We start from the raw sequence: 14,652 nt of genomic DNA on the forward strand, positions 1-14,652 counted from the left end.
ATGAGAACGAAGATAAAAATTACTATCACTTTGTTTTTTGCCGTTTGCATTACAACTTTTGCTCAACTTAAAAACAACCCTGACCTCGTAGAAGACTATATGGATATGGGCTTTGGTTTATTTATTCATTGGAGTGTCGATTCTCAATTGGGTAGTGTTATAAGTCACTCATTAGTTGGTGCTTCAGACGATTATATAGATAAGTATTATAATGAACTTCCAAAAACATTTTATCCAGATAAATTTGATGCTGATGAATGGGCCCGATTATTTAAAATAACAGGTGCTGAATATGTTGTTTTTACAGCAAAACACCACAACGGTTTTTGTATGTGGGATACTAAAACTACCGATTTTAATATTATGAATACACCCTACGGTAAAGACATTGTAGGACAACTTGTTATAGCTTTACGTAAACAAGGGTTAAAGGTAGGCTTGTATTTTTCGCCAGAAGATTTTAGTGTTTTACGAAGACAAGGGCATTTAATTTCTCGTAAAGGTGAAATGAGTAGTGTAAATAAAAATCCAGAATTACTAGCATATGACAAAGAACAAATAGATGAATTAATAGATAAATATAAACCAGACATTATGTTTTTTGACTCTTTTCATAAAGCTGATATTGTAAAACATGTTCACAAAAAAGATCCATCAATAATTGTAACGAGAGGCGAAATGAAAACTCCAGAGCAGAGTATTCCTGGAGGTGCAATGCCAGGACCGTGGGAAACCTGTATGACAATGGGTACACAATGGCAATACAAACCAACCAATGAGAATTATAAAAGTGGTTCAGAGTTAATTGAAAAATTAATTGAAATTAGAGCTAAAGGAGGTAATTTCTTATTAAATATTGGTCCAAAACCTAATGGAGAAATACCTATAGAACAAGAAGAACGCTTACGTGAAGTAGCACTTTGGATGTACGTAAATGAAGAAGGTGTAAAAAACACAAGAACGTTACCTACAATTATTAAAGATGGTGATATGTGGTTTACAAAAGATAAAAAGGAAAATACAGCCTACGTTTTTATAACAAACCAGCAAAATTGGTTTAAAGGTTTTAGAAGAAATTTTCTGTTAAAAAACATGAAAGCGACAAAAAACACCAAAGTTTCAGTTTTGGGTCAAAGTGATTTAGTAGTAGAATATTGGCCAGAAAATACTCCCACTACACGGTTTACGCAGCATGACGATTTGTTAGAGATTTCTGTGAGTAGAGCACAACGACTCTACAATAATAAAATATGGCATAATCCCATTGTGGTTAAAATTACGAACGTAGAATTCATAAATAAGTAGTTATTCTATTCATGAAATTCATTGTAAAAATATCAATATTAAAATAAGATTTTATTACCTCATGAAATTAACTAAGTACATACTATTTATACTCTGTTTATTTCCAATTTTAGGAATAGCTCAAGAACAGTTTCCTTTTCAAAATCAAAAATTGTCAACTGAAAAGAGAGTAACTGATCTTTTAGACCGATTAACTATAGAAGAAAAAGTTTCTTTATTAGTTTCCACAGCCGTAGCAATTCCGAGATTAAACGTTGCAAAGTATTATCATGGAAATGAAGCGTTACATGGTGTTGTAAAAGGTGGACGTTTTACCGTTTTCCCTCAAGCAATAGCCTTGTCAGCAACTTGGAATCCTGATTTAATTTATAACGTATCATCTGCTATTTCTGATGAAGCAAGAGCCAAATGGAATTTTTACAATCAGGGTTTAGACCAAAAAAATGTTTATAGCGATTTACTAACCTTTTGGTCGCCAACCATAAATATGGCGAGAGACCCTAGATGGGGACGAACTCCAGAAACCTATGGTGAAGATCCATATCTAACTAGTAGAATTGGAGTTTCTTTTGTAAAAGGACTGCAAGGAAATGATAAAAAATACCTAAAAGTAGTTTCAACTCCAAAACACTTTGTTGCTAATAATCAAGAAGATAATCGATTTGCTTATAACGCTGTAGTTTCAGAAAAATCATTACGTGAATATTATTTTCCTGCTTATAAAGCAGCTATTAAAGAAGGAAATGTTCAGTCTATAATGAGTGCCTATAATGCCATAAACGGTATTCCAAGTACTGCAAATAATTGGCTTTTAAATACTATATTAAGAGAAGAATGGGGCTTTAAAGGTTATGTAGTGAGTGATTGTGGAGCTCCAACCTATTTAGTGAAATCACACCAATTTGTAAAAACTAAAGAACAAGCTGCAAAAGTTGCTATAGAAGGTGGTTTAGACTTAGAATGTGGTGATGATATTTATGCAAAGCACTTATTAACGGCTTATAAAAATGGGTTAGTTTCACAAGCATCAATTGACAAATCGGTTATCCGAGTTTTAAGAGCACGATTTAAATTAGGTATTTTTGATTCCACGGAAAAAAATCCATATACAAAAATTTCACCTGATGTTATTGGTTCTAAAAAACATCAAGATTTGGCTCTTGAAACATCAAGGCAATCCATTGTTCTTTTAAAAAATCACAATAATACGTTACCTTTAAATTCTGATAAAATAAAAAAAATAGCAGTAGTTGGTTTTAACGCTAATCAGGTTGTTTTTGGTGATTATAGTGGACTATCAGTTATAAAACCAATATCGCCACTTGAAGGTATTCGAAATAAAGTAGGTGATAAAATAGCTGTTACTTATGTCAAATGGAAAACGGCTGCAAGAAATTTAAATCTTTTGGAAGCAGAAAATTTACGAAATGATTTTAATGATGAATCAGGTTTATTTGGCGAATATTTTGATGATAAATTCTTAGAAGGCACACCGCAAACTCGTATTGACAAAGTTGTAAATTTCGACCCTGTAAATAACCCTCCAGATCCATACACCAATTACAGACATAAATCCATACGATGGACTGGTTATATCACGCCCAATTTTTCAGGTTCCTATAAAATTGGAGTGAACTCTGATGATGGAATACGGTTATGGCTAAACAACAAGTTGGTTGTAGATGAATGGCACAATCGAGGAGCGACTACAGATCAAGTCAAAATTAATATGGAAGCTGGCGAAAAATATGCTATTAAATTAGAGTATTTTGATAATGGTGGCGACGCCATTTGTCAACTACTATGGGAAGTACCAAATAGCACTGAGGATATATACCAAGAGGATAAAGAAGCTGCTAAATCAAGTGATTATGTGATCGCCGTAATGGGAATAAATAAATCTATTGAAAAAGAAGGAAAAGATAGAACATCATTAAATTTACCTGAAGATCAAATTAATTATCTAAAAGAGATGTATGCTCTAAACCAAAATATGATTGTTGTTTTGGTGGCTGGCAGTTCTTTAGCTATTAATTGGATGGACGATAACATACCAGCCATTATTGATGCTTGGTATCCGGGAGAATCTGGAGGAACAGCTATTGCTGATGTTTTATTTGGTGATTACAATCCTGCCGGCAGATTGCCATTTACCTTTTATAAATCTGTTGATGACTTGCCTCCAATGGAAGATTATGAAGTATCAAATGGTAGAACCTATATGTATTTTCAAGGAGACGTGTTATATCCTTTTGGATATGGTTTAAGTTATACTCAATTTGATTACAGCGATTTAAAAATTAAAGAAAATGACGAAAAGATTATTATTTCAGCTACCGTAAAAAACATAGGTAATTATAATGGTGATGAAGTAGTTCAATTATACTTTAAAGCACCTGAATCTGTTAATAAAAGTCCCATAAAGAAGTTAATTGGTTTCAATAGAATTTCTCAACATATCGGAAAATCAAACCAAGTACAATTTGAAGTTTTAAAAAAGGAATTACAATTTTGGGATGAAGAAACTAAACAATGGAGTTTTACAAATGGTGACTATGAATTTATGCTAGGAGCTTCTTCTGAAGATATTCGCTTAAAGAAAACAATTGTATTAAATCAATAATAATTTTATCAAAAATGAAAATACTATTTCACAAAAATATTTTATTAAGTTTATGCTTTATAGGCTTCTTCTTAACTACATCTTTAGCCCAAACTAACAATAAAATGGATTGGTGGAAAGATGCCAAGTTTGGTATGTTTATGCATTGGGGTTTGTACTCTCAAACAGCAGGTTATTGGGATGGACATAAAGCAAAAGGCAGTGAGCATTTCATGATTCATGAAAAAATTTCCTTAAAAGAATATGGTAAAATAGCCAATGATTTTAACCCTGTAAATTTTGATGCTGAAAAATGGGTACTTACCGCTAAAAATGCTGGTATGAAATACATCATTATTACCTCAAAACACCACGATGGCTTTGCAATGTTTGACTCCCCTTCAAATAGTTATAACATCAAAGAGAAAACGCCTTATGCCAAAGACCCCATGAAAGAACTTGTGGATGCTTGCCATAAACACGATATGAAATTTGGATTTTATTATTCTTTGGGTCGCGATTGGGAAGACCCTGATGTACCAACCGACAAGCCCTTTAAAGGTGGTAGAAGCAATCTGGTTGATTATCCCGATGAGGATATAAAAGTATTTCACAAATATTTTGAAAGAAAGTTAAAACCACAAGTTAAAGAATTATTGACTCAATATGGTAAAATAGATGTAATTTGGTTTGATACACCACAGGACATTACATTGGAAGAAAGCCAGGAGTTAAAAGATTTGATTTTAAGCATTCAACCACACTGCATAATAAATAGTAGAATAAGTAACAACCTTGGCGATTATAACGTAAAGGAACAAAAAATTGCCAAAGATGTAGAACCAAAACCATGGGAAGCTTGTATAACCATGGGCAAGAATTGGGGATATATCGAGTATGATACTATTTATAAATCTTCAGAATTATTGACGCGACAATTGCTCGAAATAGTGAGTAAAGGCGGAAATTTATTACTTAATAATGGCCCTACTGCTAAAGGTGAAATTACAGATTTGGCTCAAGAAAGATTAGCAGAAATTGGAAAATGGATGGAGAAAAACTCAGAAGGTATTTACGGGTCGAGCCCTTGGAAAATTCAAAAGGAATTACCTTCAAGTTTTATCAAAACAAATGCTGAAAAGGAACAGAATGACAAAAACACAATGAAAGATGCTGTTAATGATGCCACTTCCAAAAAAATATTTCCTGAAATTAGATTTACTGAAAAAGATGGATTTGTTTACGCATATGTCTGTAGTTTTAACAATAAAAATATAAGTATTCAATCACTTTCATCTAAAAGTGTCGCAAATATTAAAAGCATTGTACAATTAGATACTAAAACTATCGTAAAAGGGAAACAAACTCAAACGGGATTGGAGTTAAAACTACCTACTTATTCTAAAAATGAAATTCCCATCACTGGGTTTAAAATTGAATTCGAATAATTCCTAAGGATTATTTAATACCTGAGATGTTTATCAGGTTTTGGCTATAAATAGAGATGGTGTGAAATTGTACAATGGTTAAATGCATAGTATAGATGGATTGAGATTGCAATCATAGAAATGTAAAATTATTATCCAATTTTAAAAACAAGCGATCCATACTAAAATGTATGGAAGCATAAAAGGTATACTATTACATCAAGGTGAAAGATTCGCTTAAATAAAACAATTGTATTAAATCAATAATAATTTTGTAAAAAATGAAAATACTATTTAACAAAAATATTTTATTAAGTTTATGCTTTATAAGCTTCTCCTTAACTACCACTTTGGCCCAAACTAACAATAAAATGGATTGGTGGAAAGATGCCAAGTTTGGTATGTTTATGCATTGGGGTTTGTATTCGCAAACAGCAGGTTATTGGGATGGACACATTGCAAAAGGAAATGAGCATTTCATGATTCATGAAAAAATATCCTTAAAAGAATATGGCAAAATTGCAAATGATTTTAACCCTGTTAATTTTGATGCTGAAAAATGGGTGTTAACTGCAAAACAAGCAGGTATGCAATATATCATTATTACCTCAAAGCACCACGATGGTTTTGCTATGTTTGACTCTCCTTCTAATAGCTATAACATCAAAGAGAAAACGCCTTATGCCAAAGACCCCATGAAAGAACTTGTGGATGCTTGTCATAAATACAATATGAAATTTGGATTTTATTATTCATTAGGACGAGATTGGGAAGACCCGGATGTTCCTACCAATTGGCCCAATAAAGGAGGGAGAAGTAACCTCGTAGATTATCCAAATGAAGATATAAAAGTATTCCATAAATATTTTGATAGGAAAGTTAAACCTCAAGTAAAAGAATTGCTTACACAATACGGAAAAATAGACATTATGTGGTTTGATACGCCACATGATATTAGTTTGGAAGAAAGTAAAGAATTACGTGAATTAATTCTAAAGTTACAACCAAACTGTATTATTAATAGCCGAATTGGAAATGATTTAGGTGACTATAAAGTAGAGGAACAGAAAATTGCTGACAATTTAGAAGTTAAACCTTGGGAAGCCTGTATTACTATGGGTAAAAATTGGGGCTATATTGAATATGATACGGTATACAAATCGGCAGAATTGATCACTAGACAATTGTTAGAAATTGTAAGTAAAGGTGGTAATTTGTTACTCAATAATGGTCCAACTGGGAAAGGTGAAATTACAGATTTGGCTCAAGAAAGATTAGCAGAAATTGGAAAATGGATGGAGAAAAATTCAGAAGGTATTTATGGGTCTAGCCCTTGGAAAATTCAAAAGGAATTACCTTCATATTCTATAAAAAGAAAGGTTGTAAAACAACAGAATGACAAAAACACGATGAAAGATGCTGTTAATGATGCTACTTCCAAAGAAATATTTCCTGAAATTAGATTTACTAAAAAAGATGGTTTTGTTTACGCATATATCTGTAGTTTTAATAATAAAAATATAAGCATTCAATCACTTTCATCTAAAAGTGTCGCAAATATTAAAAGCATTATACAATTAGATACTAAAACTAGCGTAAAATGGAAACAATCCAATACGGGATTGGAGTTAAAATTACCAACTTATTCTAAAAATGAAATTCCCATTACTGGGTTTAAAATTGAATTCGAATAATTCCTAAGAATTATTTAATATTACAATATGACGAACATAAAAAATAAATTTAAAATATTTACTTTTTTTTACCTATTCTCACTAGTAACTATAGGACAAATCAAAGATACGATTTATTTGTGGTCAGATAAAGTTCCTAATGAAACTGAAAATAAGCACGCTGCAATTCAAACTAAAAATGTTTCCGGAAATGTGAAACGATTAACAGATATTACTAATCCCTCGTTAACTGTCTTTAAACCAGAAAATCCTAATGCATCAAAAGCAGCAATTATCGTATGTCCGGGCGGTGGCTATCAAATTTTGGCTATAGATAAAGAAGGTTACGAAATTGCTCAATGGTTAAATGAATTAGGTTATACGGCTTTTGTTTTAGAGTATAGAGTTCCTAAAAAAGAAAAAGGTGCTTTACAAGATGTTCAACGAGCAATTCGCTTGGTGAGAAGTAAGTCCGTTGAATTTAATTTAGACCCACAAAAAATTGGCATTATGGGTTTTTCGGCCGGCGGTCATTTGTCAGCTAATGCTGCTATAAATTATCATAAAAAATCATATTCAAGTATTGATGTTATTGATGATATTTCAAGTCGACCTAATTTTGCCATGCTTATCTATCCCGCATATTTAGATAAAGGAGACAATAGAAATTTAAGTCCTGAATTAAAGATTGATAAAAATACACCACCATTTTTTATTTTTGGCACTAGTGATGATTCTTATGGTAATAGTTCGTTGGTGATGGCAACAGCATTAAGAGATAAAAAAGTTCCTATAGAATTGCATATGTTAGCTAAAGGAGGACATGGTTATGGATTAAGAGCAGGTAATATAGCTGCAGAAACATGGCCCACTTTGGCAGCAAAATGGATGGAAAATTGGTTAGATTCAAGAGAAATTGCTAAATATCAAAGAGAACTGAATTTTCCTAAGAAAGAAGAACCTTTGCTGAATTCACCTAAAAAAGAAAATGTTTGGGTATTTTTAATGGCAGGACAATCCAATATGGCAGGTCGTGCTTTTGTGGAACCTAGTGATACTATTTCTTCTCCTCGTATATTGACAATTAATAAAAACAAAGAAATAATACAGGCAAAAGAACCTCTTAATATCTATGAACCTAACATGGAAGGGCTTGATTGTGGAATGTCTTTTGCAAGAAACCTTTTAAAAAATGCTCCAGAGAATACATCTATATTATTGATCCCAACTGCTGTTGGTGGTAGTAGTATAAGTCAATGGATTGGTGATTCTATTCATAGAAATGTCAAATTATTATCCAATTTTAAAGAGAAAGTAACATTAGCCAAAAAATATGGAATTGTAAAAGGTATACTGTGGCACCAAGGTGAAAGTGATGCAAATAAAAATGGTATTCTTAATTACGATAAAAATTTAAAAATTCTATTTAAAAAATTCCGTAGGTCTACAGGAAATAGAAAATTACCCATTTTAGTAGGAGAACTTGGGGGCTATCGAAAAAATAGTGATTCTTGGAAATCGATTAATCAAATTATTAATAACCATGCCAAAAAAGATAAATTTTTGTATGTCATTAGTACTTCTGATTTCAATCATAAAGGAGATAATTTACATTTTGATTCACAAAGTCAAAGGTTATTTGGTAAACGACTTGCCAAAACTTTTACTCAAAAAAATAAAAATAGCAATTAGTGAAAAATTATTCAACATATTATTTGCCCTTCGTTCTGGTTTTTATATTTATTTTAATCAACGATAGTAATGCTCAACATTTAAATGACATTCAAGTAATTGGCAGTCATAACTCCTATAAAATTCCTATTGAAAAACCTTTGTTTGATTATTTAGAAAAAATAGATTCAAAGAAAATGAAAGGCTTGCAATATGGACATATATCATTAATAAAGCAATTAGATTTAGGTTTAAGGAATCTAGAATTAGATGTTTTTTATGACCCAAAAGGCGGATACTTTTCAAACCCTAAAGGATTAGATATTGTGAAATTAGCTGGACAAGAACCGTTGCCTTTTGATAGTGAGGAGAAACTAAAATTACCTGGCTTAAAAATGTTTCATATCCAAGATATCGATTTTAGAAGTCATCATTTACTTTTCACAGAAGGTTTAAAAGCACTAAAAAAATGGTCTGAAGAGCACCCCGACCACTACCCTATAATTATTTTAATGAACACAAAAGATCAAAAAGTTGATCAAACTAGAAACCCATTACCATTTGATAAAAACGCACTGAATAGTATAGATAAAGAAATTAAAAGTGTTTTTTCTAATACCAAATTAATCACACCTGATGATGTACGTGGAAACTTTAAAACATTAGAGAAGGCTATTTTAAAATTGGGTTGGCCAGAACTAAATACTTTAAAAGGAAAGTTTTTATTTGTACTAGATGAAAAAGAAGAAAGAATCAATAGCTATTTGGACGGACACCCTTCTTTAAAAGGCAGAGTACTTTTTGTAAATAGCAAAGAAGGCAACCCTGAAGCTGCTTTTAGAATTATTAACGATCCAATTCAAAATTTCAATTATATCAAAGAGTTAGTTTCCAAAGGTTATATGGTAAGAACACGAGCAGATGCAGGAACGAAGGAAGCAAGAAATAGTAGTTATTTACGATTTGAAAAGGCTAAAGCATCTGGTGCACAAGTAATCTCTACAGATTATTACATACCCTCTACTTTGTTTAAATCTGATTTTAAAGTAATATTTGATGATGATAGTTATGAAAGAATTAAAAAGAATTAAGATGTTTAGAAACAAATATTATTTGAAATTTGTACTTCTTGGTTTTTTGTTTTGTTTACAACTTAATGCACAAACTGCAATTAACTTTCCCTTAATTTCAGATGAAAATAATGCCACATTACGCATTGACAAACGAGATGCCAAAGTAGTATCTATTGCTGCAGAAATGTTAATAGATGACATTTTTAAAGTAACTCAAAAAAAACTAGTAACTGATACTAAAAATAATCCTTATCAAATAATCGCAGGCACCTTAGGACAAAGTAAACTTATAGATCAGTTCGTTTCAAAACATAAGATTGATGTCTCAAAAGTTTCTGGGAAATGGGAAACCTATACTATTCAAGTCATTGAGAATCCTTCAAAAGAAATTAAAAAAGCATTAGTTATTATAGGTTCTGATCGAAGAGCTACGGCTTTTGGATTACTAGAATTATCTAGAATGATTGGTGTTTCTCCATGGGAATGGTGGGCAGATGCTGTCCCTACTAAAAAAGAAGAATTAGTTATTCCAATAGTCACTACAACTTACGGTTCACCATCGGTAAAATATCGTGGTATCTTTTTAAATGATGAAGATTGGGGATTACAACGTTGGGCAGCTTTAAATTTTGAGCCTGAAACCGGTGATATTGGGCCTAAAACATATGCTAAAGTATTTGAATTACTATTGCGTTTACGAGCCAATACTATTTGGCCCGCCATGCATAAATGTACCAAAGCATTTTACCATTATCCTAAAAACAAGGAAGTAGCTGATGATTATGCCATTGTTATCGGGAGTTCGCATGCAGAACCCATGTTGTGCAACATTAATGCAGAATGGAATCACGAAAGTATGGGAGAATATCGATATGATACTAATGCCGAAGTCATAAAGGATTTATTTAAAAAACGAGCTAAAGAAACTCAAAATTTTGATGGAATTTACACTGTTGGTATGCGTGGAGAGCATGATTCACCTATGATTGTTGGTGAAGATAATACGGACGCTCAGGTTTCTTTATTAGAACAAGTAATTGCTGACCAAAGAGCTATTCTTAACAAATATTCTAAAAATGGTGTTGATAAACCCCAAGCGTTCGTGCCTTACAAAGAAGTATTACATTATTACCAAAGTGGATTAAAATTACCAGAAGATATAACCCTAGTTTGGACAGACGATAATTATGGATATATGCGTCAGTTAAGTAATCCTGATGAACAATCGCGTTCAGGTGGAGCCGGTGTTTATTATCACACTTCGTATTGGGGAAGACCACATGATTATTTATGGTTAAACTCTACAAACCCTGTTTTAATGTGGGAAGAAATGTCTAAAGCCTATGAGTTTAAATCGCAAGATTTATGGATACTAAATTGTGGAGATATTAAGCCACATGAATACAGTATCGAATTATTTTTAGATATGGCTTGGAATATGAATGATTTCAAAAAAAATAAAGATATCAGTAAACATCAAACAAGCTGGGCTTCAAGAGAATTTGGTGCTGAAAATGCAACAAGCATTTCCAATTTAATGCATTCATACTATACGTTGGCGTTTAAAAGACGGCCAGAGTTTATGGCATGGAGTCAAGTAGAACCCGTTACAAAGTCAAATCCAACAGAATTTACACAATACCATTATGGAGATGAAGTGTCTCAACGAATTGGTGCCTATCAGAATTTAATTAATGATGTTACCACACTAAAATCTAAAATTTCTAAAGAGGATCAAGATGCCTTTTATCAATTAATTTACTACCCTGTTATTGGTGCGGCAAACTTGAATCACAAATGGTTATATGCCTACAAAAACAAATTCTTAGCATCACAAGGAAGACAAAGTGCACTCTATTTTGCAGAAAAATCAGCCCTAGCTTATGAATCCATAATAGAAGAAACCACCTATTTTAATAAGACATTGAAGAATGGAAAATGGGATCATATTATGAGTATGGCTCCAAGGCATTTACCTGTATTCTCTAAACCCTCCTACGCTGCTCCTACTCAAAACAATATTCCAGAATTAGGTTTGGCTTTAGAAAGTTACCAAATGGAAGCAAACAATTCAGTTATAAATAGTTATGCTGATGTACTTCCTGTTTTTAATTCATATACTAAAAATAGTTATTTCCTAGATATTTTTCTAAAAGGCAATGGAGAATTGATATGGGAAGCTAAGCCTAAAGCAGACTGGATTAAGATTAGTAAAGTAGAAGGAAAACTTAATAAAAACAATCTTGAAGAACGACTTTGGGTAACCATAGATTGGGATAAAGTACCAAAAGGTGAAGCAAAAAAAGAAGCTCCTTTAGGCCATGATTATCAGTTAATTCCACCAAGTTACAAAGTCAATTCTGCTATAGATTTAATATCAAATGATACCGTGATTACCATTGGAGTATCCGTATTTAATCCGAAACTAGAGGTGTTAAATACTTATAAAGGTTTCATTGAAGACAAAGGTTTTGTATCTATAAATGCCGAAAATTATTCACGTAAAACTGATGGAAATGAAGCTAAATGGGAAATTTATAGTGGACTAGGATATTCTGATAATGTTAGTGTTGCATTACCTAGAACAGCAAAGTCACAAATTACAATAGAAAATATAGTGAAAAATAGTCCTGTTTTAGAATATGATTTTTATACCTTTAATTTTGGTGATGTTAATGTAAATATACAAGCGGTACCCACTCATGCTTTTTTTAAAGATAGAGGTGTTAGGTGTGCCGTTTCTATTGATAATGCTGAGCCAGTACTACTCGATTTTCAAACGTTTGGTCGAAGTGAAAATTGGAAAAAAAATGTATTAAAAAATGCCACAATTCAAGTTGGAAAACAAGTTGTAAATAAGGCAGGAAAACATACACTAAAAATTTGGATGGTAGATCCAGGTGTAATGATTGATCAAATTCTTATTGATTTAGGAGGTTGGAAAAATTCATATGCCTTTCCTCAAGAAACTAAAATGTAAAAATGTATTCAATTGAATTTTAAGATAAATTTTTCATCTCTGTTCTTCATATTATTACTGGTATTTTCATGCAAGAAAGGCAATGAAGTGTCCAATAATAATAATAATAATAATAATAATAATACTAATATTCAAATTGCATTTTTAAGTGATGTTCATTTACAAGATATTTACGGAGAATTTTCAGACACAGATTATAAAGGTGTATTAAATCCCAAAACAGGTAACTATACTTTAGTAAGGACAATGCAATCACAGTTGCAATCTACACGATTATTTAACGAAAATTATTTTGCCTTTATAGCAGCTTTAGATGATGTGGTTAAAAAAAATGTGAAATATGTAGTTTTACCAGGCGATTTCAGTGATGATGGTCAAGCCATAAATATTAGAGGCTTAAAACATATACTAAACAAGTATACTAAAAATCATGGTATTCAATTTATCATAACTACAGGTAATCATGATCCTGTTCGTCCCTTTTATCAAGATGCTGGCAAACGAGATTTCTTAGGAGAAAATGGTAGAAAACAACCCATTTTTAGTACTTCAGAAATCTATACCAAAAGAGACTCTAGTGCATTACCAGTAGTAATTACAAAAGATATTGCAAAACTAGGTCACAAAGAAATACTAACGGAGTTAAAAGATTTTGGTTTTTACCCTAAAGCTTCAGATGTCTATTGGGAAACACCATTTACTAATTATCTTTATAAAGATTATACTTTTGAAAATGCCTTAAAACAATCGTCTTTAAGCGAAAGAAACTACATTGTTTCTGCAACTAACAATACCCTTCCAGATGTTAGTTACCTCGTAGAACCTGCTGACGATTTGTGGTTTTTAGCAATAGATGCCAACGTATATGTACCTATAAATAACATTTCAGAAACCTCTAAAAATCCTAAAGATTACAGTAACGCAAGCGTAGGATACAACCACGTTTTGGCCCATAAAAAACACTTATTTAAATGGCTTCAATCAGTAACTGAACGTGCCAAAAAATTGGGTAAAACACTAATCGTATTTAGTCATTATCCTACCATTGATTTTAATGATGATGCCTCAGCAGAAATTAAGGAATTATTTGGAGAAGACAAGATGCAAATGCATCGACTTCCTGATGAGTCTGTTGCTGAATTCTTTATTAAAGCAGGTATAAAAATACATTTTGGCGGACATATGCATATCAATGATACTGGATATAGAAGTACAGATTCAGGTAGTTTAGTAAATATTCAAATCCCATCCCTAGCAGCTTATGTACCCGCCTATAAGTTACTTACAATTAAAGATAAAAACGTTTATGAAATTGAAACGATTGTAATTGATAGTGTACCTGACTTTACATCTTTATTTCCACTATATGAAGCCGAATATGAGCATTTAGAAAATGAAAAAGAAAATACGATTTGGAATAAAGACATTTTAACTACTTCAACCTATAAGGACTTTACAGAATTTCATTTAAAAGAATTGGTTAGACTCCGTTTTTTAAAAAAGGATTGGCCTCGTGAATTTAGAGAATTGTTGATCAACTCGTCAGGAAAAAAATTACTGCAATTTGGTTTTAAAGATGCCATTAGTTATGACAACTTTAAGCGAGAAATGACTGCAAAAAATATTGACATTGAATCATATGAAAAATGGAATGGATTAGACATGATTCATGACTTTTATAAAATAAAAAATGCTGATGAATTGGCATTTACTGATATTGACAAAAATCGGTTAGAAGCTTATAAAATTGTCTGTAATCAATTAAAACATTCTGACAATCCACAATTAAAATTATGGGCACAATTATTTTTAAAAATGTGTCAGGGAGAACCTTCAAATCACTTCCAAATAAATTTAGATTCAAATACTATAAAACGGTTAAAAACCTTATATTAGGATCGAAGTATATATTCAATTTAAG

The 14,652-nt window shown here is 31.8% G+C and carries 8 protein-coding genes; all 8 read left to right on the forward strand.

The annotated features are described in order from the left end of the window. The 8 genes from JBL43_RS16725 (at position 1) to JBL43_RS16760 (ending at position 14,627) form a co-directional block, all read left to right on the forward strand. A complete protein-coding gene (locus tag JBL43_RS16725) occupies positions 1-1,305 on the forward strand; it encodes an alpha-L-fucosidase (protein WP_198842556.1) in 1,305 nt (434 codons plus the stop codon). 61 nt (positions 1,306-1,366) lie between these two features. Beyond that, positions 1,367-3,928 (forward strand): glycoside hydrolase family 3 protein, encoded by a 2,562-nt coding sequence (locus tag JBL43_RS16730; RefSeq protein ID WP_198842557.1) that lies wholly within the window; start codon positions 1,367-1,369, stop codon positions 3,926-3,928. A 14-nt stretch (positions 3,929-3,942) separates the two neighbouring features. Continuing rightward, on the forward strand, positions 3,943-5,355 hold the full coding sequence (locus JBL43_RS16735; RefSeq protein ID WP_262896274.1) for an alpha-L-fucosidase: 1,413 nt from the start codon (positions 3,943-3,945) through the stop codon (positions 5,353-5,355). A gap of 260 nt (positions 5,356-5,615) precedes the next feature. Then, positions 5,616-7,028, forward strand: coding sequence for an alpha-L-fucosidase (locus JBL43_RS16740; protein WP_262896275.1), 1,413 nt, complete (start codon positions 5,616-5,618; stop codon positions 7,026-7,028). A 27-nt stretch (positions 7,029-7,055) separates the two neighbouring features. Next, complete coding sequence (locus JBL43_RS16745) at positions 7,056-8,699, forward strand: sialate O-acetylesterase (protein ID WP_198842560.1); 1,644 nt, start codon at positions 7,056-7,058, stop codon at positions 8,697-8,699. Further along, complete coding sequence (locus tag JBL43_RS16750) at positions 8,699-9,769, forward strand: phosphatidylinositol-specific phospholipase C1-like protein (protein ID WP_198842561.1); 1,071 nt, start codon at positions 8,699-8,701, stop codon at positions 9,767-9,769. The genes JBL43_RS16745 and JBL43_RS16750 overlap by 1 nt, the downstream gene beginning before the upstream one ends. A gap of 1 nt (position 9,770) precedes the next feature. Further along, positions 9,771-12,731, forward strand: a complete 2,961-nt coding sequence (locus tag JBL43_RS16755; protein ID WP_198842562.1) for a glycosyl hydrolase 115 family protein — start codon at positions 9,771-9,773, stop codon at positions 12,729-12,731. Positions 12,732-12,743: 12 nt separating this feature from the next. Then, on the forward strand, positions 12,744-14,627 hold the full coding sequence (locus JBL43_RS16760) for a metallophosphoesterase (protein WP_198842563.1): 1,884 nt from the start codon (positions 12,744-12,746) through the stop codon (positions 14,625-14,627). The last annotated feature ends 25 nt before the right edge of the window (positions 14,628-14,652 follow it).

Source organism: Aureibaculum flavum (genome assembly GCF_016406085.1).
Taxonomy (GTDB): domain Bacteria; phylum Bacteroidota; class Bacteroidia; order Flavobacteriales; family Flavobacteriaceae; genus Aureibaculum; species Aureibaculum flavum.